At 72.5% G+C, this 23,673-nt stretch carries 26 protein-coding genes and 1 pseudogene; 21 read left to right on the forward strand and 6 right to left on the reverse strand.

Features of this window, described 5'->3' with window-relative positions:
• The first annotated feature begins 301 nt into the window (after positions 1-301).
• The 3 genes and pseudogenes from E1294_RS09445 to E1294_RS09450 all read left to right on the forward strand — a co-directional run bounded on the left by E1294_RS09445 (position 302) and on the right by E1294_RS09450 (position 2,339).
• The gene (locus E1294_RS09445) at positions 302-1,381 is read left to right on the forward strand and encodes a LacI family DNA-binding transcriptional regulator (RefSeq protein ID WP_132506872.1); all 1,080 of its coding nucleotides are present in this window, start codon (positions 302-304) and stop codon (positions 1,379-1,381) included.
• Between the two features lie 110 nt (positions 1,382-1,491).
• Positions 1,492-1,716: pseudogene (locus E1294_RS57715) on the forward strand (glycoside hydrolase family 5 protein); the annotation flags it as partial.
• Positions 1,717-1,754: 38 nt separating this feature from the next.
• Complete coding sequence (locus tag E1294_RS09450; protein WP_342775033.1) at positions 1,755-2,339, forward strand: glycoside hydrolase family 5 protein; 585 nt, start codon at positions 1,755-1,757, stop codon at positions 2,337-2,339.
• Positions 2,340-2,446: 107 nt separating this feature from the next.
• On the opposite strand, the gene E1294_RS09455 is transcribed toward E1294_RS09450, so the two are convergent.
• Positions 2,447-4,282: a glycoside hydrolase family 15 protein gene (locus tag E1294_RS09455; protein WP_132506874.1), complete on the reverse strand. Its 1,836-nt coding sequence runs from the start codon at positions 4,280-4,282 to the stop codon at positions 2,447-2,449.
• 150 nt (positions 4,283-4,432) lie between these two features.
• Between E1294_RS09455 and hypF the strand changes: the two genes are divergently transcribed.
• Together hypF and E1294_RS55610 are read left to right on the forward strand one after the other, a co-directional pair.
• A complete protein-coding gene (gene hypF / locus E1294_RS09460; RefSeq protein ID WP_181958475.1) occupies positions 4,433-6,715 on the forward strand; it encodes a carbamoyltransferase HypF in 2,283 nt (760 codons plus the stop codon).
• 385 nt (positions 6,716-7,100) lie between these two features.
• On the forward strand, positions 7,101-7,346 hold the full coding sequence (locus E1294_RS55610) for a hypothetical protein (RefSeq protein WP_246082900.1): 246 nt from the start codon (positions 7,101-7,103) through the stop codon (positions 7,344-7,346).
• 124 nt (positions 7,347-7,470) lie between these two features.
• Here E1294_RS55610 and E1294_RS55615 read toward each other — a convergent pair whose 3' ends face one another.
• Together E1294_RS55615 and E1294_RS09470 are read right to left on the reverse strand one after the other, a co-directional pair.
• On the reverse strand, positions 7,471-7,884 hold the full coding sequence (locus tag E1294_RS55615) for a hypothetical protein (protein WP_246082901.1): 414 nt from the start codon (positions 7,882-7,884) through the stop codon (positions 7,471-7,473).
• A 246-nt stretch (positions 7,885-8,130) separates the two neighbouring features.
• Positions 8,131-8,337: a hypothetical protein gene (locus E1294_RS09470; protein WP_132506876.1), complete on the reverse strand. Its 207-nt coding sequence runs from the start codon at positions 8,335-8,337 to the stop codon at positions 8,131-8,133.
• 172 nt (positions 8,338-8,509) lie between these two features.
• On the opposite strand from E1294_RS09470, the gene E1294_RS09475 reads away from it, so the two are divergent.
• Genes E1294_RS09475 through hypE form a run of 13 tightly spaced genes read left to right on the forward strand, consistent with a single transcriptional unit; the run spans position 8,510 to position 18,260 of the window.
• Positions 8,510-9,556 carry an NADH-quinone oxidoreductase subunit B family protein gene (locus E1294_RS09475; protein WP_132506878.1) on the forward strand — a complete coding sequence of 349 codons (1,047 nt, stop codon included), beginning with the start codon at positions 8,510-8,512 and terminating at the stop codon, positions 9,554-9,556.
• A 15-nt stretch (positions 9,557-9,571) separates the two neighbouring features.
• Positions 9,572-11,377, forward strand: coding sequence for a nickel-dependent hydrogenase large subunit (locus E1294_RS09480; RefSeq protein WP_246082902.1), 1,806 nt, complete (start codon positions 9,572-9,574; stop codon positions 11,375-11,377).
• A gap of 10 nt (positions 11,378-11,387) precedes the next feature.
• Positions 11,388-11,840: a NifU family protein gene (locus tag E1294_RS09485; RefSeq protein ID WP_132506880.1), complete on the forward strand. Its 453-nt coding sequence runs from the start codon at positions 11,388-11,390 to the stop codon at positions 11,838-11,840.
• A complete protein-coding gene (locus E1294_RS09490; protein WP_132506882.1) occupies positions 11,837-12,514 on the forward strand; it encodes a DUF5947 family protein in 678 nt (225 codons plus the stop codon). The genes E1294_RS09485 and E1294_RS09490 overlap by 4 nt, the downstream gene beginning before the upstream one ends.
• Positions 12,511-12,729 carry a hypothetical protein gene (locus E1294_RS09495; RefSeq protein ID WP_132506884.1) on the forward strand — a complete coding sequence of 73 codons (219 nt, stop codon included), beginning with the start codon at positions 12,511-12,513 and terminating at the stop codon, positions 12,727-12,729. The genes E1294_RS09490 and E1294_RS09495 overlap by 4 nt, the downstream gene beginning before the upstream one ends.
• Before the next feature lie 26 nt (positions 12,730-12,755).
• A complete protein-coding gene (locus E1294_RS09500) occupies positions 12,756-13,373 on the forward strand; it encodes a DUF6084 family protein (protein ID WP_132506886.1) in 618 nt (205 codons plus the stop codon).
• Between the two features lie 6 nt (positions 13,374-13,379).
• Positions 13,380-14,447 carry a hypothetical protein gene (locus E1294_RS09505; protein ID WP_132506888.1) on the forward strand — a complete coding sequence of 356 codons (1,068 nt, stop codon included), beginning with the start codon at positions 13,380-13,382 and terminating at the stop codon, positions 14,445-14,447.
• Positions 14,444-15,271, forward strand: coding sequence for a hydrogenase maturation protease (locus E1294_RS09510; protein ID WP_220447640.1), 828 nt, complete (start codon positions 14,444-14,446; stop codon positions 15,269-15,271). The genes E1294_RS09505 and E1294_RS09510 overlap by 4 nt, the downstream gene beginning before the upstream one ends.
• A gap of 11 nt (positions 15,272-15,282) precedes the next feature.
• Positions 15,283-15,390 carry a DUF6893 family small protein gene (locus tag E1294_RS57965; RefSeq protein ID WP_425465198.1) on the forward strand — a complete coding sequence of 36 codons (108 nt, stop codon included), beginning with the start codon at positions 15,283-15,285 and terminating at the stop codon, positions 15,388-15,390.
• Positions 15,391-15,395: 5 nt separating this feature from the next.
• Entirely contained in the window at positions 15,396-15,761 is a 366-nt protein-coding gene (locus E1294_RS09515; RefSeq protein ID WP_165977193.1) for a hydrogenase maturation nickel metallochaperone HypA/HybF, read from the forward strand.
• A complete protein-coding gene (locus tag E1294_RS09520) occupies positions 15,739-16,011 on the forward strand; it encodes a HypC/HybG/HupF family hydrogenase formation chaperone (protein ID WP_132506892.1) in 273 nt (90 codons plus the stop codon). The genes E1294_RS09515 and E1294_RS09520 overlap by 23 nt, the downstream gene beginning before the upstream one ends.
• A 30-nt stretch (positions 16,012-16,041) precedes the next feature.
• Positions 16,042-17,190, forward strand: coding sequence for a hydrogenase formation protein HypD (gene hypD, locus E1294_RS09525; RefSeq protein WP_132506894.1), 1,149 nt, complete (start codon positions 16,042-16,044; stop codon positions 17,188-17,190).
• Positions 17,187-18,260 (forward strand): hydrogenase expression/formation protein HypE, encoded by a 1,074-nt coding sequence (gene hypE / locus E1294_RS09530; protein ID WP_246082903.1) that lies wholly within the window; start codon positions 17,187-17,189, stop codon positions 18,258-18,260. Before hypD ends, hypE begins: the two co-directional genes overlap by 4 nt.
• Here hypE and E1294_RS09535 read toward each other — a convergent pair.
• From E1294_RS09535 to E1294_RS09545, 3 genes are read right to left on the reverse strand one after another with little or no spacing between them, the layout of a single operon-like run.
• Positions 18,243-18,842 (reverse strand): D-sedoheptulose-7-phosphate isomerase, encoded by a 600-nt coding sequence (locus E1294_RS09535; protein WP_132506896.1) that lies wholly within the window; start codon positions 18,840-18,842, stop codon positions 18,243-18,245. The genes hypE and E1294_RS09535 overlap by 18 nt on opposite strands.
• The gene (locus E1294_RS09540; protein ID WP_181958476.1) at positions 18,839-19,072 is read right to left on the reverse strand and encodes a HypC/HybG/HupF family hydrogenase formation chaperone; all 234 of its coding nucleotides are present in this window, start codon (positions 19,070-19,072) and stop codon (positions 18,839-18,841) included. Before E1294_RS09540 ends, E1294_RS09535 begins: the two co-directional genes overlap by 4 nt.
• Positions 19,069-19,686 carry a phosphoheptose isomerase family protein gene (locus E1294_RS09545; RefSeq protein ID WP_132506900.1) on the reverse strand — a complete coding sequence of 206 codons (618 nt, stop codon included), beginning with the start codon at positions 19,684-19,686 and terminating at the stop codon, positions 19,069-19,071. Before E1294_RS09545 ends, E1294_RS09540 begins: the two co-directional genes overlap by 4 nt.
• Before the next feature lie 290 nt (positions 19,687-19,976).
• Between E1294_RS09545 and E1294_RS09550 the strand changes: the two genes are divergently transcribed.
• From E1294_RS09550 to E1294_RS09560, 3 genes are all read left to right on the forward strand, one after another.
• Complete coding sequence (locus E1294_RS09550) at positions 19,977-20,789, forward strand: M23 family metallopeptidase (RefSeq protein WP_220447641.1); 813 nt, start codon at positions 19,977-19,979, stop codon at positions 20,787-20,789.
• Positions 20,790-20,929: 140 nt separating this feature from the next.
• On the forward strand, positions 20,930-21,883 hold the full coding sequence (locus tag E1294_RS09555; protein WP_132506902.1) for an alpha/beta hydrolase: 954 nt from the start codon (positions 20,930-20,932) through the stop codon (positions 21,881-21,883).
• Complete coding sequence (locus E1294_RS09560; RefSeq protein ID WP_132506904.1) at positions 21,876-23,093, forward strand: acyltransferase family protein; 1,218 nt, start codon at positions 21,876-21,878, stop codon at positions 23,091-23,093. Before E1294_RS09555 ends, E1294_RS09560 begins: the two co-directional genes overlap by 8 nt.
• Positions 23,094-23,673 lie beyond the last annotated feature (580 nt).

Here is a 23,673-nt window from a genome sequence, read left to right on the forward strand (position 1 = left end):
GCGGGGGGATGCGCGCGTCAGGGCGACCGGGGCCAAGGTGCCGTCCGGCCAGTGAGTAACCAGTTTCTAACAGAGCCAGTGGAGGGTGTCAACGCTTGTCGAGCGAGGCACTGACTTGTCGAGCAAGGCACTGAACTGCGGCGATGTCGGAATGAAATTTCCTTCCGGCTGCTGCGGCAACCGGTTGCAGACCTATTCAGAAACCGGTATCTTGCGAGCGCGCCCGGCTGCGGGCGCGCTCGTCACGGCTCGGCGATTTAATGCATGCAGGCGAAACGGCCGGAGCGTGCAGGGGGAGCGGATGAGGGCAGGCACCGGAGAGCGTGCAGAAGACCAGCAAGAGCCGGCCTCCCAGCCGGGATCGGCGGGGAGGCGCGGGCCACGGCCGGCGGGCGCGGCGACCATCAGCCGGGTCGCCGAGGCCGCGGGCGTCTCCCGCGCCACCGTGTCGCGGGTGATGAACGGCTCCACCACCGTAAGACCGGAGCTCGCCGCCCGCGTGCGCGCGGCCGCGCAGGCGCTCGACTACGAGCCGAGCGTGGCCGCCCGAAGCCTCGCGCTCGGCCGCACGGGCACGATCTCTCTCGTCGTCCCCGACCTGGCCAACCCGCTGTTCCAGGGCGTGCTGCGCGGGCTCAGCCAGGCCGCGGGCAAGGCGGGGCGCCAGCTGCTGGTGGCCGAGTCCAACGAGGACGCCGAGGAGGAGGCGATCCTGGCGATCGAGGCGCGGCGCAACTCCGACGGGCTCGTGCTGGCCTCGCCCCGCGCCCCCGACGAGCGGCTGCGCGAGCTCAGCGACCGCCTGGCGCCCTTCGTGCTCGTCTACCGGGACGTCCCCGGCCTGGCCGCCCCGTCGCTGTCGGTCGACAACGTCGCGGGCATCACCGACCTGGTCTCCCACCTCACCGGGCTCGGCCACCACCACCTGGCCTACCTGAGCGGTCCCGAGGCCAGCTCCTCGCACGCGCTGCGGCTCGCCGCGCTGCGCGCCGCGGCGGCCGGCACCCCGGGGTTCACACTGACGGAGCTGCCGTGCGGCTCGATGTTCGACGACGGCCACGCCGCGGCCGGCGCGGTGCTGGAGTGCGGCGCGAGCGCGGTGGTCGCGTTCAACGACATGGTGGCCTCCGGCGCGCTGACCGGCCTGCACGAGCTGGGCGTACGGGTGCCCGGCGACGTGTCCGTCACCGGGTTCGACGACATCCCGTTCGCCCGTTACACCACTCCCCCGCTGACCACGGTGTCGATCCCGAAGAACGAGCTGGGCCGGCAGGCGTGGGACCGGCTGTGGGCGCTGATGAACGGCGAGAGCGGCGGCTACAACGTGCGCTTCCAGCCCCGGCTGCTCATCCGCGACAGCACGGGGCCCGCGCCGTCCTAGGAGGAGGAGGAGAGCACATGCAGTGGATCGGCGCCCGCGGGGACCGGCTGGCCGGCGAGTCGGGCCAGACCGTCACCCTGGCCGGGGTCGGGCTCGGCGGCTGGATGAACATGGAGAACTTCATCACCGGCTACCCCGCCACCGAGTCGCTGCAGCGCGCCGCCCTGCGCCGGGCGCTCGGCGAGGAGGGTTACACCCGCTTCTTCCACCGTTTCCTCACCGACTTCTTCGACGCCGCCGACGCGGCCTACCTGGCGTCGCTGGGCCTCAACTCGGTCCGGGTGCCGTTCGGCTACCGCCACTTCGAGGACGACGACCGGCCGTTCGAGCTGAAGGAGGAGGGTTTCGCCTGGCTCGACCGGGTGGTCGGCCTGTGCGCCGAAGCCGGCCTCTACACGATCCTCGACCTGCACGCCTGCCCGGCAGGCAGAACCAGCACTGGCACAGCGACAACCCCACCCACTGGGCGGAGTTCTGGAACCACCGCCACTTCCAGGACCGCGTCGTGCACCTGTGGGAGGCGATCGCCGAACGTTACAAGGACCGGCCGGAGGTGGCCGGCTACAACCCCGTCAACGAGCCGGCCGACGCCTCCGGCACCGCCATCGGGCCCTTCTACGAGCGGCTCGAACACGCCGTCCGCGCCGTCGACCGCCGCCACGTGCTCTTCCTCGACGGCAACCGCTACTCCACCGACTTCTCCATCTTCGGCGGCCCCTTCCCCAACACGGTCTACACGGCGCACGACTACGCGCTGCCCGGCATCGCCGCGGGCAGCACCTACCCGGGGGTGACGCGGGGCGAGTTCTTCGACCGCGACGCGGTGGAGCGCACGTTCCTGCGCCGCACCGCGTTCATGCGCGACACCGGGACGCCACGTGGCTCCAGACGCTCGTGCGCACCATCATGCTCGCCGAGCCGATGGTCGGCGACTTCGGCCGGTGTTTCGAGGGCGTGAGCCCCGATGAGGCCGAGCGGCTGGCCGGCTGCTTCGCGTTCGACGCGTGCGACCGGCGCGAGCCGCTCGCCGACGTGCTCAGGACCCACCTGGCCGAGGGCTGAGCCTCAGCCGAGCGCGCGGTCGAGGTTGAACGCCGCGCTGATCAGCGCCAGGTGGGTGAAGGCCTGCGGGAAGTTGCCCTGCTGCTCGCCACTGCGGCTGATCTCCTCGGCGTACAGGCCCACGTGGTTGGCGTAGGTCAGCATCTTCTCGAACGCCAGCCTGCCCTCCTCCACGCGGCCCGCGCGCACGAGCGCCTCGACGTACCAGAACGAGCAGATGGAGAACGTGCCCTCCTCCCCGCGCAGGCCGTCGGGGCTGGCCTGCGGATCGTAGCGGTAGACCAGCGAGTCGGACACCAGCTCGGCGGTGAGCGCGTCGAGGGTGGCCAGCCACTTCGGGTCGGTGGGCGAGATGAACTTCACCAGCGGCATCATGAGGACGGCGGCGTCGAGCACGTCGCCGTCCTCATACTGCATGAACGCCTTGCGCTCCTTGGACCAGCCGCGGCGCATGAGCTTGCGGTAGATCGCGTCGCGGGCGAGCCGCCAGCGCGGGATGTCGGCGGGCAGGCCGCGCCGGTTGGCCATCCGCATGGCCCGCTCGATCGCCACCCAGCACATCAGCCGCGAATAGAGGAAGTTCTTGCGCCCGCCGCGGGTCTCCCAGACGCCCTCGTCGGGCTGGTCCCAGTGGTCGCAGACCCAGTCCACCAGGCCGCAGACCTCGTCCCAGTGGTCGCTGGAGATGGGCTGCCCCCACTTGTCGTAGAGGTAGATGGAGTCGATGAGCGCTCCGTAGATGTCGAGCTGGAGCTGGCCCGCGGCGGCGTTGCCGACCCGCACGGGGGCGGAGCCCTGGTGTCCTTCGAGGTGGTCGAGCTCGCGTTCGGGCAGGTCGGTGCGCCCGTCGATGCCGTACATGATCTGGAGCGGCCCTGAGGGGCCGTCGGCGCACTGGGTGACGCGGCGGGTCAGGAAGTTCATGAACGCCTCGGCCTCGCCGGTGAACCCCAGCCGGAGCAGGGCGTAGACGGCGAAGGCGGCATCGCGCACCCAGAGGTAGCGGTAGTCCCAGTTGCGCTCGCCGCCGACCTGCTCGGGCAGGCTCGTCGTCGGCGCGGCGACGATCGCACCCGTCGGCGCGTACGTGAGCAGCTTGAGGGTCAGCGCGGACCGGTGCACCATCTCCCGCCACCGGCCGCGGTAGCGGGAGGCCGACAACCACCGCCGCCAGAACGTCACCGTGGCGGCGAACTCGTCCTCGGCCTCGGTGTACGCGCACGCGCGCGGCATCACTCCGCCGCCGACCTGGTCGAGCGCGAACACCTCCGACTCGCCCTCCTCAAGGGTGAAGGCCGCTCTGGCGTCCAGGTCGTCGCATTCGACGGGCACTGTGGCGGTCAGCGCCAGCGACAGCTCCTCCGACTCGAACACCACGATCCCGTCGTGCTCGCGAACGCGGTGCGGCAGCGCGCCGTAGCCGAACCGGGGCGCCACCCGCGCGTGGAACGGGATCGACCCGCGCACGCAGATGACCCGCCGCATCAGCCGGTGGCGCCGGGCCTCGCCCGAGTCGCTGGTCACCGGCATGAAGTCCTGGATCTCGCCCACGCCGCCCTCGGTGAAGAACCGGGTGATCAGGACGTTGGTGTCGGGGAAGTAGAACTGCTTGGTCTTCGCGGCCACACTCGCGGCCAGCTCGAACGCTCCGCCCTTGCCGGCGTCGAGGATCGAGCCGAAGACGCTGGGCGAATCGAAGGTCGGGCAGCAGTACCAGTCGATGGTGCCGTCGGTGCCCACCAGCGCCACGGTGCGCAGGTCGCCGATCAGGCCGTGCTCGGCGATCGGCAGGTAACGGTCAGGCCCGCCGTGGCCCACCTGATCGAATTGTCCGGCCATCGCAACCTCTCTCCGACGTCGCGCTGTCCCTACCCACGGTGCGCCGCCGTCTCCCCCGATCCAGCGGGACACATGGTGCCGCCCTCATGAGCGGGACACGTGTCGGCGGGGCTGCCCGGATCCCGCCGCCTTCCGGTGCACACTGGCCCGATGGGAGTGCGGGTCCAGGTCGAGGGCGTGGTGCAGGGGGTGGGGTTCCGCCCGTTCGTGCACGGGCTCGCCACCCGGCTGGGGCTGACGGGCCGGGTCGGCAACGACGCCCGCGGCGTCTTCGTCGAACTGGACGGCGAGCGCGACCGCATCGCCGAGTTCCTGACGCGGCTCGAACGCGACGCGCCCCCGCTGGCCGCGATCGAGCGCGTGACCATCACCCCGGGCCGCCGGGCGGCCGCCGGGGGTGACGGCCGGTTCCTGATCGTGGCGAGCGAGCGCTCGGGCACGCCGCGCACGCTGGTCTCGCCCGACATCGCGACGTGCGCCGACTGCCTGGCGGAGCTGGCCGACCCCGCCGATCGGCGCTACCGCTACCCCTTCGTCAACTGCGTCAACTGCGGGCCACGGCTGACGATCACCCGGGCCCTGCCGTACGACCGTCCGCTGACGACGATGGCGGGCTTCACCATGTGCGACGCCTGTCTGGCCGAGTACCACGACCCCGCCGACCGGCGCTTCCACGCCCAGCCCGTCTGCTGCCCGGCCTGCGGCCCCACGCTCAGGCTGGCGTACGCGCGGGACACCCCGACGGCCGGCGGCGACGCGCTAGCCGGCGCCGCCGGAGTGCTGCGCGCAGGCGGTGTGCTGGCGGTGAAGGGCCTCGGCGGCTACCACCTGGCGGTCGTGGCCTCCGACGAGCGGGCCGCCGCGGAGCTGCGGCGGCGCAAGCGGCGTCAGGACAAGCCGTTCGCCATCATGGTGGCCGACCTGCCGCAGGCCCGGCGGTTGTGCGAGGTGGACGCGGTGGCGCAGGCACTCCTGACCGGCCGCGAGCGCCCCATCGTGCTGCTGCCGCGCCGCACGGACGTTCGCGGGGCCGTGGCGGGCGCGGTCGCCCCCGGGCGGCGCCTCCTCGGGCTGATGCTGCCGTACACGCCGCTGCACCACCTGCTGCTCGCGGAGACGGGCGCGCCCATCGTGCTGACGAGCGCGAACCTCGCCGGCGAGCCGATCGAGTACGACGACCGCGCCGCCCGCGACCGGCTCGGCGGCATGGCGGACGCGTTCCTGACCCACGACCGGCCCATCCACCTGCGGGCCGACGACTCGGTGGCGCGCGTGGTCCGGGGCAGGGGCACGCTCCTGCGGCGCTCGCGCGGCCACGCCCCGGCCCCGTTCCCGCTGGCGTGGGAGGCGCCCCGGCCGGTCCTCGGCTGCGGCGCGGCGCTGAAGAACACGTTCTGCCTGGCGAGGGGGCGGCACGCGGTCGTCTCCCCGCACCTCGGCGACCTGGAGGGCTACGAGACGCTGCGGGCGTACGCGGCGGGCATCGAGCACTTCTCGGCCCTGCTCGGCGTGCGTCCCGAGGTGGTCGCGCACGACCTCCATCCGGACTACCCGTCCACCCGGTACGCCCTGAGCCTGCCGAACGCCGAACCGGTCCCGGTGCAGCACCACCACGCGCACATCGCCTCGTGCCTGGCCGACAACGGCGAGCACGGCCGGGTGATCGGCGTCGCGTTCGACGGCCTCGGCTACGGCGCCGACGGGACGTTGTGGGGCGGCGAGTTCCTCCTGGCCGACCTGGTCGCGTTCGAGCGGGCCGGGCATCTGGCGCCCGTTCCGATGCCGGGCGGCGAGGTGGCGATCAGGCAGCCGTGGCGGATGGCCGCCGCCTATCTGGCGGGGCTGGAGGACGGCGCAGCGGGCGCGACGGCCGTGGCACGGCGTGCCGGGGCCCGGTGGGAGAGCGTGACCGCGCTGGCTCGGCGCGGCGGGTCGGCGGCGCCGCCGACCTCGAGCGCCGGGCGCCTGTTCGACGCCGTGGCGGCGCTGGCAGGCGTGCGCGACACGATCACGTACGAGGGGCAGGCCGCGATCGAGCTGGAGCAGCTCGCCGACACCGCGGAACGGGGCGCCTACCCGGCGGGCGTCGCGCGGCACGACGGGGTGCTCGTGGTCGCCGGCGCGGACCTGGTGCGGGCGGCGCTGGAGGACCTGACCAGGGGCGCCGGCCCGCCGGTCGTGTCCGCCCGCTTCCACAACGGCGTCCGCGAGCTCATCGTGCGCTGCTGCATGGCGCTGCGCGAGGAGACAGGGCTGACGACGGTGGCGTTGTCCGGTGGCGTCTTCCACAACGTGCTGCTGGCGGAGCGCACGGTGGAGCGGCTGGAGTGCGCCGGGTTCCGGGTGCTCACCCATGCGCGCGTTCCGGCCGGCGACGGCGGCATCAGCCTCGGTCAGGCAGCCGTCGCCGCCGCCCGCGACCTCTTCCGATAGCCGGGGGCGGCCGCCCTCTACTCGCCTGCCGCGCCCTCCGCGATGGAGATCACCGGCAGCTCGGCCACCCGCAGGCGGGCCGAGCCGTACGGGAGCAGAGGCATCGGCAGCACCGGCATGCCGGTGGGTGCAGGGCTGACCGGCGGCGGGCGGCCGACCCGTCGGGAGTTTCCACTCGCGCAGGATCGCGCCCTGCGCGTGCACCACGACGGGGGCGGCGTCCGCGGCGAAGGGCACCGGGGAGACGGGCCGTCGTTCGACGCGCCAGGACTCGGGGGCGTCGAGCGACACGCCGCAGTTCCACATGGTCCGCGGGGTGATCTCCCATTCGGCCGGGCCGTGGTGGCCGGGGACCGGTCGCCAGATCTCGCCGAACGGATAGTCGGTGACCACGTCGAGCGTGATCGCCTTCCCGCCGACCTCGGAGGAGACCCGGCACGGCGCGTACGCGACGGCGTTGAAGCGGTCGCCCGCCCGCATCCAGAGCGAGCGCACGAACTTGGGCCAGCCCTGGTGGAGGTTGGCGGTGCAGCAGCCGAAATGCGGCTCCAGGCCGAAGACGTTGGCGTCGGGCCCGCTGAAGCTCCAGTCACGCGCGGCGAACGAGACGAGCACCTGGTTGGCCTGCTGATGATACTGGTGCGCCAGCATCCGCGGGTCGTTGCTCGCCGCCAGCAGGTTGAACGTGACCTGTTCGAGCAGGTCGCCGTGCCGCCCCTCGCCGAAGATCCGCGCCGGTTGCTCCAGCGTGAACATCAGCTCGACCACCTGGCAGGTCTCCGCCCCGTGATGGGGATCGCGCCCGCCCAGCCACTCGTCGCCCGTGCGGTCGTGCAGCCACATGATCGACAACACGTTCTCTGCCCCCCGCGCCCGCCCCAGCCGCTCAGCGGCCGTCCGGGCAGCGCCGCACGCTGGTGCTCGAAATACCGGCGCAGGAACGGGGCCACCCGCTCGTCGCCGGTCGCGTCGGCGTGCTGGGTGAGCACCTTGAGCGCCACCATGCGCGGCCACCAGTCCAGGTCGCGCTCGGGCCCGAACTGCCCGTCGGCACGCTGGCCGCCGAGGATGGCCTCGATCCACTTCCGCGCCTTGGCCTGCAACTCGGTCGAGCCGAGCGTGTAGGCCAGCGGCACCAGGCCGCCGAGATAGTACGGCCCCGCTCCCACGACTCGCCCTCGCCGCCGAGCCAGCCGCTGTCCGGTCCCACGTCGGGCCAGATCTCCTCCAGCATCCCGGTCTGGCCCTCGGCCTGCAGCAGGAGCTGGTCGCGCAGCCAGCCGGCGGGGCGGATGGCCCGAGGGGAAGTTCGCTCTGGCGGGCGTGTGTCATGAACGTCCTCATGGCTAGGGGTCAGCGCCCCGCGGGCTCCGTTGATCAGTCCGGCGCGGTGGTGATCGCCGTGTCCGCCATCGTCACCGCGCCTCGTCAATGGTCTTCTGGATGGCCTGCTGCGCCTTGGTCAGCGCGGCGGCGTCGCCGTTGGAGATGTGGCCGCGCAGGCCCTGAAACCACGGCCCGGTGGCGCTGTTGAAGAGCTCGCCGTACCCTCCTCTGACGCGTCGGATTCCCAGGAACTCCAGCCTCTCGGCCGCCCCGGAAGTCGTCCGCAGGATCTTCACCTATCTCGGCGTGCGGAAACGCGGCCGGCCGGGCACATTCTGCCTCCGCGCAGGTCAGCGAGGTTTCGGCAGGCGATCGGGGCGGTATGTCCGCTACGTAGAGCTACCGGTCGGGCACACCGCGGCAACCGGATCCGAGCCTCTGCATCCGGCCACGAAAGGGGCTTGGGCCATGACGACCACGCAGACGCCGGCAGGCCTGGACGAGCTTCACATCCTGTGGACCTCGGAGGGGATGAGCTGCGACGGCGACACCGTCTCCGTCACCGCGGCGTCCCTGCCGAGCCTGGAGGACGTCCTGCTGGGGCTCGTGCCGGGGCTGCCCAAGGTGCACCTGCACAACAAGGTCCTGGCGACCGAGGTGGGCGACGCCTTCATGGCCGCCTTCCACCAGGCCCATCACGACGAGCTCGGACCGTTCATCCTCGTGGTCGAGGGGTCGATCCCCAACGAGAAGATCAACGGCGACGGCTACTGGACGTCCATGGGCAACGACCCGGCCACCGGCGAGCCCATCACGGTGAACGAGTGGATCGACCGGCTGGCTCCCAAGGCCTGGGCCGTCGTCGCCATCGGCACCTGCGCCACGTACGGCGGCATCCACGCCATGGCCGGCAACCCGACCGGCTGCATGGGGCTGGCCGACTACCTCGGCAAGGACTTCCGCTCGGCCGGCGGCCTGCCCATCGTCAACGTGCCCGGCTGCCCCGTGCAGCCGGACAACTTCATGGAGACCCTGACCTGGCTGCTCTACCAGGCGGCGGGGATGGCCCCCACCATCCCGCTCGACGAGATGCTCCGGCCCACCTGGTTGTTCGGCAAGACCGTGCACGAGGGCTGCGACCGGGGCGGCTATTACGAGCAGGGCGACTTCGCCCACGACTACAACTCTCCCAAGTGCCTGGTGCGCGTCGGCTGCTGGGGCCCGGTGGTCAACTGCAACGTCACCAAGCGCGGCTGGATGGACGGCGTCGGCGGCTGCCCCAACGTGGGCGGCATCTGCATCGCCTGCACCATGCCCGGTTTCCCCGACAAGTTCATGCCGTTCATGGACGAACCCCCCGGCGGATCGGTGTCGGCGGCACTCAGCGGCGCGTACGGCTCGCTGATCCGCAAGATGCGCTCGATCACGAACAACACGGCCAACAAGGAACCGAAGTGGCGTCACAACCGCCGCAGGCTGACGAGCGGGTACGACCCACGCTGGGGAAACGGCTAGAGGGAGAGTGGCGAGGTGACAACCCGTACGACGGGCGCCAGGCAGCAAGCGGAAGAGTCCCGTGAGCTGGTGGAGATGTCATGGGACCCTATCACCAGGATCATCGGCAACCTGGGCGTCTACACCAAGATCGACTTCAAGAATCGCGAGGTCGTCGAGTGCAAGAGCACCTCGTCGTTGTTCCGCGGCTACAGCGTGTTCATGAAGGGCAAGGATCCGCGCGACGCGCACTTCATCACGAGCCGGATCTGCGGCATCTGCGGTGACAACCACGCGGTCTGCTCGATCTACGCCCAGAACATGGCGTACGGCGTCAAGCCGCCGCCGCTGGCGGACTGGATCATCAACCTGGGCGAAGCCGCCGAGTACATGTTCGACCACACCCTCTTCCAGGACAACCTGGTCTTCGTCGACTACTGCGAGCAGATGGTCAAGGAGACCAACCCCAGCCTGCTGCGCCGGGCGGAGACCGCGGAGGCGCCGAACGCCGGAGTGCACGGATTCCGGACGATCGCCGACATCATGCGCGCGTTCAACCCGTTCAGCGGCGCGGTCTACAAGGAGGCGCTGCAGGTCAGCAGGGTGACCAGGGAGATGTGCTGCCTGATGGAGGGCCGGCACGTGCACCCGTCGACGCTCTACCCGGGCGGCGTGGGCACGGTGGCGACACCCCAGGTGTTCACCGACTACCTGGTGCGGCTGCTGCGGGTGCTCGACTTCGTGAAGAAGGCCGTCCCGATGAACGACGACCTGTTCGACTTCTTCTACGAGGCGCTGCCCGGCTACGAGGAGGTCGGCCGCCGGCGGGTGATGCTCGGCTGCTGGGGCTCCTTCCAGGATCCGTCGGTGGTCGACTACGACTACCGGACCATGAACGCGTGGGGCAGGAAGATGTTCGTCACGCCGGGCATCGTCCTGGACGGCGAGTTGCTGACCACCAACCTGGTGGACATCAACCTCGGCATCCGGATCCTGCTGGGCAGCTCCTATTACGACGACTGGCAGTCCGAGGAGACGTTCGTCACCCACGACCCGCTCGGCAACCCGGTGGACCAGCGCCACCCGTGGAACCAGACGACGCTGCCCAAGCCGCAGAAACGCGACCTTGAGCACGGCAACTACAGCTGGGTGATGAGCCCGCGCTGGTACGACCAGCGCACCGGCGACCACCTGGCGCTCGACACCGGCGGCGGCCCGCTGGCGCGGCTGTGGTCGACGGCGCTCGCGGGCCTGGTCGACACCGGCACGGTGCGCGCCACGGGCCGGAGCGTGGAGATCAATCTGCCCAAGAGCGGCTCCCTGCCGGAGATGCGGCTGGAGTGGAAGGTGCCGCGCTGGGCCAACACCATCGAACGCAACCGGGCCCGCGCGTACTTCGTCGCGTACGCGGCGGCGATGGCGGTGCACTTCCTCGAGCAGGCGCTGGGCGAGGTGCGGGCCGGCCGCACGCAGGTGTTCACCGACTTCGACGTGCCGGACGACGCGATCGGCTGCGGCTTCCACGAGGCGGTGCGCGGCGTGCTGTCGCACCACATGGTGATCCGTGACGGCAAGATCGCCAACTACCATCCGTACCCGCCGACGCCGTGGAACGCCAGCCCGCGCGACATGTACGGCACGCCGGGACCGTACGAGGACGCCGTGCAGGGGTTGCCGATCTTCGAGGAGAACGGGCCCGACGCGTTCAAGGGCATCGACATCATGCGTACGGTGCGCAGCTTCGACCCCTGCCTGCCGTGCGGTGTGCACATGTACCTGGGCGGCGGCAAGGAGCTCAAACAGGTGCACTCCCCCACCTTCGGCGCGAGTCTCTCCGGTTAGGGGCGGGCGGATGGACGATCGCATCGCGAGGATCGAGGTCATGCTCGACGGGGCCGGCCCTGACGCGGTCGAGCTCGTCAAGGAGCTGCTCGGCCTGTACGGCGAGGGCCTGGCGCGTGTCATGGCGATCCTGGAGGACGAGCAGGCGGCGCGGCTGGCCGCCGACGAGTCGGTCGCGCCGCTCCTGCTGCTGCACGACCTGCATCCGCTGGACGTGCGGGCCCGCGTGGAGGCGGCGATCAGCGGCTCAGCCGAGTTGCTCGCCGTCGAGGACGACCTGGTACGGCTGCGCGTGCGGCCCGCCGGCTGCCGCTCTTCGGCCACGGCGGCGTCGGCCCTGCGGGAGGCGGTACGCGCCGCCGCCCCGGAGATCGAGCACGTCGACATCGAGGTCGAACGCGAGGAGACGCCGCTGATCCCGGTCGAGAGCCTGGCCGCGCGCTCCGGCCCGCGAACGCCGTGAACCGAGAGCCCGGCCGTGCGCACCGGCCCGCGGGCGCCGTGAGCGGCCTGCTGCGCCGGCTCGCCGCGCAGGCGCGCGGGCGGGGGGCGTCGCGTCAGGCGCAGGTGTGCGAGCTGTGCGGCGAGGCGCTGCCGGACGTGCACCGCCACCTGCTGGAGTTGCCGTCCCGTGAGCTGCGCTGCGCGTGCCGGGCCTGCCAGGTGCTGTTCGACCACGTGGCGGCCGGTGGCGGGCACCACGTCCTGGTGCCGGACCAGCGCCGGCGGCTGAGCGGCTTCGTCCTTCCCGAGCCGGTCTGGGCGCGGCTGGGCGCCCCGGTGCGCATGGTGTGCCTGGTGCGCGACTCGGCCTCCGGGGGGATCGTCCAGTTCTACCCCAGCCCGGCGGGGGCGGTGCGGGCGCCCGCCGACCCGGCGGCCTGGGACGTGCTGGTGCGGGACAACCCGGTGCTCGCGGAGCTGCGCCAGGACGTGGAGGCCCTGCTCGTCGACCGCGACCGCGGCGCGTGGATCGTGCCGCTGGACGACTGTTACGCGCTAGCCGGGACGATCCGGGCCCGCTGGCGCGGGCTGACCGGCGGCCAGGACGTGCGCGCGCACGTCGCCAGATTCTTCACCGACCTCGACGACCGGTCCGTCACCGTACCGGCCACCGACACCAGGAGTCCAGCGTGAGCAAGAAACATCCGATCAGGACGGGCCGCCCGGACGTGCACCCCGACGCCTCCTCGCACGTGAAGGGCGTCAAGGAGGGCAACAGCCGCGGCAACCACGACAAGCAGGAGGGTCACCTGCCCGACGGCCGCTCCACGGCCCGGCGCTCGACCGGCATCAATCCCCGCAAACACGATCCCATCGACCCCGACATGCCCAACCTGTCGCCCGCCTGATCACGATGCCACCGACAGCACCAGCCGTGCGGATCGAGGTCCACGGCGTCGAGCCGGCCGCTCCGGCCGCCGCGCCCGCCCTGGACTTCCTGCTGCGCGTGCACGCCGACGCGCCGGTCCGCGCGCTCACGCTGGCCACGCAGCTACGCATCGACGCCGACGAGCGCGACTACGACGAGGACGCGCGAAGGCGGCTCGAAGGGCTGTTCGGCCCGCCCGAGACGTGGGGGCGCAACGTGTCCAGCCTGCTGTGGGCGCGGACCGTCACCCACGTGCCCGCCTTCACCGGCAGCGCCCCGGCGACGCTCACCGTCCCGTGCACCTACGACTTCGACGTGGCCGCGGCCACCTACCTGCACGGCCTGCCCGGCGGGGAGGTCCCGCTGCGGTTCCTGTTCACCGGCACCGTCTTCTACCTCGACGACGGCCGCCTGCAGGCGGCCTGCCTGCCGTGGGACACCGAAGCGGACCACCGCATGCCGGTGCGGGCGTGGAAGGAGCTCATGGAGCGCCACTTCCCGCGCACGGCCTGGATCCGGCTGGAGCACGACACGTTCGACCGCCTGTACGCGCACCGGGTGCGGCACACCCTGCTCGGATGGGACGACACGGTCAGGTCACTACTGGAAACGAGCGGAGGCTGACCGCGCATGCACCCGCAGACGGACCAGGTACGCCAGATCGCCCAGGCCGTGCTCTACGAGGGCTACCTGCTGTGGCCGTACCGCGAGTCGTCGCTGAAGAACCGGCACCGCTGGACGATCGGCGGCGTGCACCCGGAGGCGTACGGCCGGGCCCACGACGGCAACCACTGGCGGATGCGTACGGAATGCCTCGTCGAAGCGGAGCCCGGCGACACCGTCGACGTGTGCGTACGGTTCCTGCACGTCGTCACCCGCGAGCCGGTCGCCGGCGGCCCCGGCCGCCGGTCCGGGGAGGAGGCGCGGGAGCGCGAGCTGACCATGCCCGGCCTCGTCGTGGACGAGCTGGTGCACGGCCCGGCCGTCACGGCCATCGACCTGCCCGCCGGACGCCGGATCGAACCGCTGCACGAGCCGCCGACCGGACCGCCGACCGAACTGCCTACCGGGCTGCCGACCGAACTGCCCGCTGGGCTTTCTACTGGGCTGTCTACTGGGCCGCCTACTGGGGCGGGCGGGCAGGCGGGGATGGTGGTGCGCAGTTGGGAGGCGCTGCGCGGCCGGATCGAGGCGAGCGCCCGGCGGCTGCGGCCCGGCCTGTTCACGATCACCGTGGAGGTGGTCAACACCACGCCCTGGGGTCCGGGCACCCGCGCCGACGCGCTGCGCCGCACGCTGGCCTCCGCGCACACCGTGCTGCACGGGCCGCGGGCCCGGTTCGTCTCGCTCATGGATCCGCCGCCGGAGCTGCGCGAACACGCCGAGGCGTGCCGCAACGAGGGCGCCTGGCCGGTGCTCGCGGGACCGCACGGCGACCGGCACACCGTCCTGGCCTCGCCGATCATCCTGTACGACCACCCGGAGATCGCGCCTGAGAGCCCCGGCGACCTCTTCGACAACACCGAGATCGACCAGCTGCTCACGCTGAGCGTGCTCGCGCTCAGCGACCAGGAGCGGCAGGAGATCCGCGACGGCGACCCGCGCGCCCGCGCGATCCTCGACCGCTGCACCGCGCTCGCCCCAGAGGACCTGGTGCGCCTGCACGGCCTCATGCGCAGGACGGAGCCGCAGGAATGAACGACTTCTGGACGCGGATGGCCGGGCGCGGCCCCGCCGCGGTGATCGTGGACGGGACGGCGGTCGGCCCCGGCAGCCTGGTCCGGCTGCGGCCGGGAAGCCGGACCGACGTCTTCGACCTCGTCCTCGACGGCCGGGTGGCGGTCGTGGAGAGCGTCGAGCAGGACGACGAGGGCGCCCTGCACGTCGCGGTCACGCTCGCCGACGATCCCGGACGCGACCTGGGCGAGGCCAGGATGCCCGGGCACCGGTTCTTCTACTCCGCCGAGGAGATCGAGCCGATGGGCGAGCACGAGGGGCGGCCGGGCGGCGCCCGGATTTTGGTCGCCGGCATCGGCAACGTCTTCCTCGGGGACGACGGCTTCGGCGTCGAGGTGGCCCGCCACCTGGCCGAAGGGCCCGCCGTCCCCGGAGCGGACGTCGTCGACTTCGGCATCCGCGGCATGGACCTGGCCTACGCGCTCCAGCGCGCCTACACGGCCGTGATCTTCGTGGACGCGGCGCCACGCGGCCACGCCCCCGGCACGCTCACCGTGCTCGACCCCGACCTGCCCGGCGACGGTGAGGCGCCCGCGGAAGGGCCCGTGGAAGGACACGGCATGGATCCCGTCAGCGTCCTGCGGCTGGCCCGGCGGATGGGCCGCCTGCCCGCCCGGGTGCGGGTCGTCTGCTGCGAGCCGGTCACCGCCGGCGAGGCGCTGTTCGAGCTCAGCGAGCCGGTGCGCGCCATGGTCGGAGCGGCGGCCGGCCTCGTGAAGTCCCTGGTTATGGACATGATTGCGGAAAACGCCGGGCCTGGTTCCCGCGATCCGCTCCCACGGTGAGGTGATGTGAGATGTGGAAGAAGCGCGTGGTGAAGCTGCTCGCGCTCGGCGGGCTGGTGGCGATCTTCGTCCACCAATGGCCGGAGATCCACCGATACATGAAGATCAAACGAATGTAGGCGGCATGCACGAGATCGGGATGTGCGAGGGCCTGGTCGAGCTGATCGAGCGGCGGGCGGCGGGCAGGCGGGTCACGGCCGCGCGGGTACGGGTCGGCGCCCGCCACGCCGTCGTGGACGCCGCCTTCGGGCAGGCCTTCACGCTCGCCGCGTCCGGCACCGGCGTCCAGGACGCCGTGATGGAGCTGGTCATCACGCCGATGACGGTGGGCTGCCGCGCGTGCGGCGGCCGCTCCGAGTCGGTCGACCCGCTGGCGGCCTGCCCGCTGTGCGGCGACGAGGGCGTCGATCTCAGCGGCGGCGACGAGCTGGTCCTGGAGTCGGTCACCTTCGGCGAGGAGGCGGCCGATGTGTCTCGGCATCCCCGGTGAGCTGGTCGAGTTCGTCCAGGAGCACGAGGACCTGGCCGTCGTCGACGTGAGCGGCGTGCGCCGGCGCGTCAACGTCGGCCTGCTCGCCGACGAGGGGCTGCGGCCCGGCGACTGGGTGCTCGTGCACGTCGGGTTCGCGCTGTCGAAGATCTCCGAGCGGGAGGCGCAGGCGGTGTTCGACTACCTCCAGGGGCTCGGGCAGCCGTACGCGGACGAGCTCGACGCGCTGCGCGGCTCGGACATCGCGTGAGGTGTGAGCAGGGAGGACCGGAGGGGACCGATGCGGTTCGTCGATGAGTACCGCGACGCGGGCCGGGCGCGGGCGCTGGCCGAGCGGATCGCCGGGAGCTGCCGGCCAGGACGCCGGTACACGTTCATGGAGGTGTGCGGCGGGCACACCCACACCATCTACAAGCACGGCCTGGAGGATCACCTGCCGTCCGAGGTGAACCTCGTGCACGGCCCCGGCTGCCCGGTCTGCGTGATCCCGATGGGCCGGGTGGACGACGCCATCCACATCGCCCGCCGGCCGGACGTGATCATGACGTCGTTCGGCGACATGATGCGCGTGCCGGGCGGGTCGGGTTCGTTCCTGGACGCCAAGGCCGCGGGGGCGGACATCCGGATGGTGTACTCCCCGCTGGACGCGCTGAAGATCGCGCGGGCCAACCCGGACCGGCGGGTCGTGTTCATGGCCATCGGCTTCGAGACCACCGCGCCCTCCACCGCCATGACCGTGCTGCGGGCCGCGGCCGAGGGTCTCGGCAACTTCTCCGTCTTCTGCAACCACGTCATGATCATCCCGGCGATCAAGGCCATTCTCGACTCTCCTGACCTGCGCCTCGACGGGTTCATCGGCCCCGGTCACGTCTCGGCGGTGATCGGCTGCCGGCCGTACGCGTTCATCGCCCGCGACTACCGCAAGCCGCTGGTGGTGGCCGGCTTCGAGCCGCTCGACATCCTCGCCTCGGTGCACATGCTGCTCGGGCAGCTCGCCGAGGGCCGTTGCGAGGTGGAGAACCAGTACGCCCGCGTGGTGCCCTGGGACGGCAACCGCATCGCGCTGTCGGCCATGAGCCAGGTCATGCGGCTGCGGCCGCACTTCGAGTGGCGCGGGCTCGGCTTCATCGCCCACTCCGCCCTCGCCATGGCCGACGAGTACGCCGCCTTCGACGCCGAGCGGGTCTTCGACCTGCCCGGACTCCGTGTCGCCGACCCCAGGTCGTGCCAGTGCGGTGAGGTGCTCAAAGGCGTGCTCAAGCCGTGGGAGTGCAAGGTGTTCGGCACCGCCTGCACCCCGGAGACGCCGATCGGGACGTGCATGGTCTCCTCCGAGGGCGCGTGTGCCGCGTACTACAACTTCGGGCGGTTCAGCCGCGAGCAGATCAGCGCGGCGGCGCGCGAGCCGAGGGAGGCGAGCCAGCCGTGACCCGCGAGCAGCAAGTGCTCGACCGCATCGAGCGGATGCGGCGGCGCAAGCCCGTCGTCAGGGAGGAGCGCATCACGCTCGCCCACGGCGCCGGGGGCAAGGCCACCCAGACCCTGATCGAGGCCGTCTTCCTGGAGGCGTTCCGCAACCCGATGCTCGCCCCTCTGGAGGACGGCGCGCTCGTGCGGCTCGGGGACGGTCCCGTGGCCTTCACCACGGACTCGTACGTGGTCTCGCCACTGTTCTTCCCCGGCGGAGACATCGGCGACCTGGCCGTCAACGGCACCGTGAACGATGTGGCCATGTGCGGGGCCCGCCCGGTCCACCTGTCGGCGGGCTTCATCCTTGAGGAGGGTTTCCCCGTCGCCGACCTGCGGCGCATCACCTCCTCGATGGCGGCGGCCGCGGCGGAGGCGCAGGTGACGATCGTCACCGGTGACACCAAGGTCGTCCAGCGCGGCAAGGCCGACGGCTGCTACATCACCACGGCCGGGGTCGGCGTGGTCGAGCAGCCCGTCACGCTGTCGGCCTCGGGCGCGCGGCCGGGGGACGCGGTCATCGTGTCGGGCCCGATCGGCGCGCACGGCGCCGCCATCATGCTGGCCAGGGACGACTTCGGCATCGAGGCGGCGATCACGTCCGACACCGCGCCGCTGCACGGCATCGTCGCCGAGCTGATCAAGGCGCTGCCGAGGCACGTCAGGACCCTGCGGGACGCCACCCGGGGCGGGGTGGCCACGGTGCTCAACGAGGTGGCCCGCGCGTCCGAGGTGGCCGTGGTGCTGCAGGAGGACCAGGTCCCCGTACGCCCCGAAGTGACCGGAGTGTGCGAGCTGCTCGGCCTCGACCCTCTCTACGTCGCCTGCGAGGGCCGCTTCGTGGCCGTGGTCGACGGCGAGCACGCCGTGGAGGCCCTCGACACGCTGCGCGCCCACCCGCTGGGCGCCGAGGCCGCGATCGTCGGGACGGTCGCCGCCGACCCGCCGGGGCTGGTGTTGCTGCGCACCGCCTTCGGCGGCACCCGGGTGGTCGACGTGCTGGTGGGCGATCCGCTACCGCGCATCTGCTGAAACCAGCTCGGCCAGCACGTGGTAGAGCGTCGCCTGCGCCTCCTGGATCCGGTGCACCGACGACGACGGGATGGCGAACAGGTGCTCGGCCAGCCGTTCCTCTGCCATGCGCCCGCCTCCCGCGCCGGTGAAGCCGATGGTCATCATGCCCTGGCTCCTGGCCTGGGCCAGGCCGCGCAGCACGTTCGCCGAGCCGCCGCTGGTCGACAGCGCGCAGGCGATGTCGCCGGGGCCGCCAAGCGCGGCGAGCTGGCGGGCGAACACCACGTCGAACCCGACGTCGTTACCCAGCGCCGTCACGAGCGCCGCGTCGCCGGTCAGCGACACCGCCGGCAGACCGCGCGCGGTGCAGAGATCGGCCACCGACTGCGCGTCCGTGCTGCTGCCGCCGTTGCCGAAGGCGAACAGCCGCCGGCCGTCGCGGAACGCGGCCGCCATCTCCGCCGCAGCCACCGCCAGCGGCGCCATCAGCTCGTCGAGCACCCGCCGCCGCAGCTCCAGGCTCTCGCGGGCCTTCTCCTCGGTGGACGCCCGCACGTCCAGCGGGTCGCGCCGCAGGAACGGGTACATCGTCTCGGTCATGCGCCTGCCCTCTCCACCACGGCGATCGCCTCGCCCGCGTGCACCAGCACGGTGTCGCCGACGCGCGCCTCGACCAGCGCCACGCTGATCTCCTCCGTGCCCGCGCCGGTGGCGGCCAGTGCCAGCCCTTCGGGCAGCAGACCGGCGACGCGCACGCGTACGGCGACGTCGCCGCACGTCACGCACGAGTCGCAGGACGGCGCCGCCTGGTCGCCGCCGACACCGGTCACGTGCCCTCCTCTGGCTCCAGGAACACGTGCGCCAGCTCCCACAACAGGTGGTACACCGTGATGTGGATCTCCCGCACGATCAGCGCATCATCGCTGTGCGCGGCCAGCACATGATCGGCCGCGACACCTGCCACCGCGCCCGCCGCCACGCCCCCCAGCGCCGCGCCCGCCGCCATGCACGCCACCGAGTCGCCCGCCGTCACACACCCCACCGTCGTGCCCGCCGCCGTCGCGCGTGTGTCACAGGTCGCCCCTGGCACCAGGGCGACGGTCAGCATGCCCAGCTCACGAGCGGCGGCGAAGTCGCCGGCGGCCGGGCGCACGCCCACGGCGATGTCACCCGGCCGTCCCAGCACCGGCAGCAGGCCGGGCTCGCCGCCCAGGCAGAGCGCGGGAAGCGCGGGCTTGCCGACGATCACCGGGTGGCTGAACTCCACCGCCACGTGCGCCGCGTCGGCCGCCGCCGCACCCCGGCCGAAGGTCAGCAGCCGGCTCCCCCGCCGGAACCGCGCGGCCATGGCGGCCGCGGCCTCGACCACGGCGCCGGCGTCGGCCACCAGCGCCAGGCCGGCGGACTCCCGGCCGGCGCGGACCCGATCGAGCACTCCGGCCATACCGCCACCTCGCCTTCCCCGCGTACCACGACACCGCCCATTCCACCGTGGTCCTGCGCGGCCGGCGCGGCGTTTCCCGCAAGGGGTCCGGCAAGGTCCCGGCAAGTTTCGCCACTCGGCCCCCGCCATCCGGTCCCCATATCGGGTCCCGCCATCGGGTCCCACCATCCCGGGCCCGCCATCAGACGGGCGCCGTAGGCCCGCACGACTGTGTGCCCTCGACGTGGGTAGATCCTCATGCCGTCGCCCGCGCGGCGGCACAGAGGTGATCCCCCCACCGAGAGGACGTCATGTTCCCCATCATCCTCGCCCGGATCCGTATCCCGGTGATCATCATCGGTTTTCTCCTGGCGATCGGCGAGGTCGTCCACCGCGTCTCCTGGCTCAGCGTGGTGGGCCTGGTGCTGTTCCTGTCCGGCTTCGCCTCGATCTTCCTGCGTACGGGCTCCGTCGAGCGCCGGCCGATCCCGGTCGCCAGCCCCGTGCAGGGACGCTGGCTGGCGGTCAACAGCCCGGCCGACAAGGTGCCCAGCCACGGCCTGCACGCCTACGGCCAGACGTACGCGGTGGACCTGGTGAACTGGCCGGACGAGAACACCGAGTGGAAGGCCGTGGTGCGCGCGCCGGTGATGAGCCGCCCCGAGACGTTCCCCGGCTTCGGCCGCCCGATCTACGCCCCGGCCGCCGGCACCGTCGTCCGCGCCCGGGACTTCTGGCGCGACCACCTGAGCCGCAACTCCTGGCCCGCGCTGGTCTACGCCATGGCCGAGGGTTTCGCGCGCGAGCTGGCGGGCCCGAGCGGCGTGCTCGGCAACCACGTCATCCTCGACCTCGGCGACGGCGTGTACGCCGCGTTCGCCCACCTCAAGCGCGGCTCGGTCCTGGTTCGCAAGGGTGAGCGGGTCGAGGCCGGGCAGCTGATCGGGCAGTGCGGCAACTCGGGCAACTCCAGCGAGCCACATCTGCACTTCCAGCTCATGGACAACGCGCACCCGTCCATCGCGGCAGGGCTCCCGTTCGCGTTCGAGGAGACCCTTCCGGACGGCACCACCCGCCAGAGCGTCCCGAGCAAGGAGCGGCCCCTGCTGTCACCGTCGCGCTGACCGTCACGCGCGCGGCGTCTGCACCCCGTCATACGTCAGAGCTACGCCGGAGGTGCACCCCACAGCGGGACGCCGGCTACCCGCGGTGATCCATACCTTCGAGGCCCGAGTACGTCTCCGGCACGGAAGGATCACCGCCCATGGCGACCCGCCGGCGAGGCAGCCTGCGCCGCGTCCTGCTCACCACGCTCGTCACCGCTTCGGTGGCGGGGCCGATCAGCGGCGTGACCCGCCCGGGGGCGGTTCCGGCACCCGCGCCCGCCCCGGTGGCGCCGCTGTCCGCCGCGACCCCGTCCGGGCTCGCCGGGCGGTACGCGGCCGCCCGCGCGGAGATCCTGGCCGCAGAACGGACAGCGGCCCGGCACGGCCACCGCTGGCGGGCCGCCAGGTTGCGGGAGATGGCCGATCCCGCCCGGCGGTTCCTGTCCTTCGACGGCCGGGACGGCGGCCGGACCGTGGAGGTCTTCGGCAACCTGGCCTCCGCCGAGCGGATCGCCGTGATGGTCCCGGGCGCCGGCATCGACCTCGACAGGTACGGGATGGTGCGCGGCGGCTCGCTGCGCCTCCATGACGCGCTCGGCGACCGGTCAGCGGTGGTCGCCTGGCTCGGCTACCCCACGCCGAGCAGCGTGAGCCTCCAGGCGGTGACCCCCCACCGCGCCGCCGAGGCCGCTCCCCGCCTGCGCGCCTTCGTACGGGAGTTGCGCGCGGCCAGGCCGGGCGCCCGGGTCACGCTCGTGTGCCACTCCTACGGCTCCACGGTGTGCGGCCTGGCCGCTCCGGGGCTGGAGGTCGCCGGCATCGTCATGACCGGCAGCCCCGGCGCGGGCGTGCAAGATGCCGCCGCGCTGCGTACCCCGGCCACGGTGTGGGCGGGGCGCACGGCGGGAGACTGGGTCGCGGGCCTGCCGCACGCGTCGGTCGCGTTACCGTTCGTCACGGTGGGGCTGGGCGCCGACCCCGTCTCTCCCCGGTTCGGCGCCCGGATCTTCGCGGCGGGCGGCGGCGGGCACAGCGACTACCTGGCGCCCGGTTCCACGGCGCTGGCAAGCATCGCGCGGATCGTGTCCGGGCAGGCCGGCAGCCATGCGTGACCTCATCGCGCGGATCGTGCCCGCACCACCCGCGCGAACGCGTGACCTCCCCGCGCGGATCGACGCCGCGACCCCGGCCGGCCGCGACCGCACTCTCGACGCCCTGCGCGCCCTGGCCATCCTCGGCGTGGTGGCCGGGCACTGGATGGTGACCGCGCTGGTCGTGGAGAGCGGGTCCGTGCGGGTCGCCAGCCCGCTGCGGCACATGCCGCAACTCGCGCCGCTGTCGTGGGCGTTCCAGACTCTGGCGGTCTTCTTCCTGGTGGGCGGGCTGGTGGGGACACGTTCCCACCTCCGTGCCCGTGCGGAGGGCGTGCCGTACGCGCGATGGCTCGCCGGGCGGGTGGTCCGGTTGTTCCGGCCGGCGGTGGTCGTGCTGGCGGTGTGGGCAGGGGCGGCCTTGGTGATGCTGGCCGCAGGGGCGCGGCTGGAGAGCGTACAGGCGCTGGTCAAGCTCGTGCTGGCGCCGATGTGGTTCCTGCTGGTGTTCGCGGCGCTGACCGCGGCGACCCCGCTGGTGTCGAGGCTGCACCCGGCCTGGCCGTTCGCCGTGGTGGCGTGCGCCGACCTGGTCAGGTTCGGCGGCCTCGCGGAGGGCCTGCCGGGCGGGCTCGTGGGCGGCTCGCTCTGGTGGGTCAACGTGGCGGCAGGGTGGCTGGTGCCGTACTGCCTCGGGGCTGCCTGGGCCCGCGGCCGCCTGAAGGGGCGCGCGACCGGGTGGGGGCTGCTGCTCGGCGGCGGGGCCGCCGCCGTCGCGCTCGTCGGCTGGGGCGGGTACCCCGCCGCCATGGTCGGCGTGCCGGGGGCGCCACTGTCCAACCTCGACCCGCCCTCACTGGCCGCCGTCACCTTCGGAATCGCCCAGAGCGGCGCGGCCCTGCTGCTGCTCGGCCCGCTGCGGCGGCTGCTGCGACGTCCCGTTGCCTGGGCCGCGGTGGCGCTGGCGAACCTGGCGGCGATGACGATCTTCCTGTGGCACCAGACCGCGATGATCGCGGTCGCCTCGGTCGCCCTGTTCGCCGCGGGCTCGACGCCGTTGAGCGGGCTGCACACCGTCCCCGACGGGCTGGACTGGGTGCTCGCCCGGGTGGCCTGGCTGCCGGTGTTCGCGGTGGCGCTGCTGGTGTGCTGCGCGGCGTTCCACGGTCACGAGCGGGGACGGCCGCGCGCGGAGCCGGTTGCGGAGCGCCTGCATGCTGGATCATCCTGACCGGGGACGCCTCCCGCACGCCCTGGTCAGCCTCTACGCGCTGGTCATGGGCCTGTTCCCCGGGGTAGAGGGCGTCGACCCGACGGTTCCGCTGCTCGCCATGGTCCAGGCGGCGATCCTCGTGCCGGCGATGTCCCGCCCACTGCCCGCCTGGCGGGCGTCGATCGCTGTCATGGTCATCGGCGCGCGAACGGGAATGACCCATCTTCCGCAGAGCCTGACCTTTCCCTGGATGATCCACCCGGGCCGGACGGCCGTCCCGAGGCCCGTGCACGCCGACGCGGTGGCGTTGTGGTGCTCATGGACGTGCGGATGCCCGAACTGGGCGGCATCGAGGCGACCCGCCGCACCGCCGGGCGGCCGGACGCGACCACGAACAGCGCGACCGCACCCAGGCCGCCGTCTACGCATACGAGACGGGGGCTGGTGCGCCCGTCGGGCTACCAGGCGCGCATTCCATGCGCTGACAGCGAACGGGATCCGCTGTCGGTGAACCCTCCTGGGCTCCCGGCACTCGCGGTGCTTGGGTGGCGGGATGGACATCGTGGTTCTGGGCGGGACAGCATGGGTGCTGTCTCTT

Source organism: Nonomuraea diastatica (genome assembly GCF_004349015.1).
Classification (GTDB): domain Bacteria; phylum Actinomycetota; class Actinomycetes; order Streptosporangiales; family Streptosporangiaceae; genus Nonomuraea; species Nonomuraea diastatica.

What these genes read in the sequence shown, in the direction of transcription:
- E1294_RS57965 (WP_425465198.1), top strand. Translation starts at nt 15,283, where the DNA reads ATGTGGAAGAAGCGCGTGGTGAAGCTGCTCGCGCTCGGCGGGCTGGTG.
- hypF (WP_181958475.1), top strand. Translation starts at nt 4,433, where the DNA reads ATGGGAGTGCGGGTCCAGGTCGAGGGCGTGGTGCAGGGGGTGGGGTTC.
- E1294_RS09550 (WP_220447641.1), top strand. Translation starts at nt 19,977, where the DNA reads ATGTTCCCCATCATCCTCGCCCGGATCCGTATCCCGGTGATCATCATC.
- E1294_RS09560 (WP_132506904.1), top strand. Translation starts at nt 21,876, where the DNA reads ATGCGTGACCTCATCGCGCGGATCGTGCCCGCACCACCCGCGCGAACG.
- hypD (WP_132506894.1), top strand. Translation starts at nt 16,042, where the DNA reads ATGCGGTTCGTCGATGAGTACCGCGACGCGGGCCGGGCGCGGGCGCTG.
- E1294_RS09505 (WP_132506888.1), top strand. Translation starts at nt 13,380, where the DNA reads ATGCACCCGCAGACGGACCAGGTACGCCAGATCGCCCAGGCCGTGCTC.
- E1294_RS09535 (WP_132506896.1), bottom strand. Translation starts at nt 18,842, where the DNA reads ATGACCGAGACGATGTACCCGTTCCTGCGGCGCGACCCGCTGGACGTG.
- E1294_RS09510 (WP_220447640.1), top strand. Translation starts at nt 14,444, where the DNA reads ATGAACGACTTCTGGACGCGGATGGCCGGGCGCGGCCCCGCCGCGGTG.
- E1294_RS09455 (WP_132506874.1), bottom strand. Translation starts at nt 4,282, where the DNA reads ATGGCCGGACAATTCGATCAGGTGGGCCACGGCGGGCCTGACCGTTAC.
- E1294_RS09520 (WP_132506892.1), top strand. Translation starts at nt 15,739, where the DNA reads ATGTGTCTCGGCATCCCCGGTGAGCTGGTCGAGTTCGTCCAGGAGCAC.
- E1294_RS09485 (WP_132506880.1), top strand. Translation starts at nt 11,388, where the DNA reads ATGGACGATCGCATCGCGAGGATCGAGGTCATGCTCGACGGGGCCGGC.
- E1294_RS09555 (WP_132506902.1), top strand. Translation starts at nt 20,930, where the DNA reads ATGGCGACCCGCCGGCGAGGCAGCCTGCGCCGCGTCCTGCTCACCACG.
- E1294_RS09545 (WP_132506900.1), bottom strand. Translation starts at nt 19,686, where the DNA reads ATGGCCGGAGTGCTCGATCGGGTCCGCGCCGGCCGGGAGTCCGCCGGC.
- E1294_RS09515 (WP_165977193.1), top strand. Translation starts at nt 15,396, where the DNA reads ATGCACGAGATCGGGATGTGCGAGGGCCTGGTCGAGCTGATCGAGCGG.
- E1294_RS09445 (WP_132506872.1), top strand. Translation starts at nt 302, where the DNA reads ATGAGGGCAGGCACCGGAGAGCGTGCAGAAGACCAGCAAGAGCCGGCC.
- E1294_RS09475 (WP_132506878.1), top strand. Translation starts at nt 8,510, where the DNA reads ATGACGACCACGCAGACGCCGGCAGGCCTGGACGAGCTTCACATCCTG.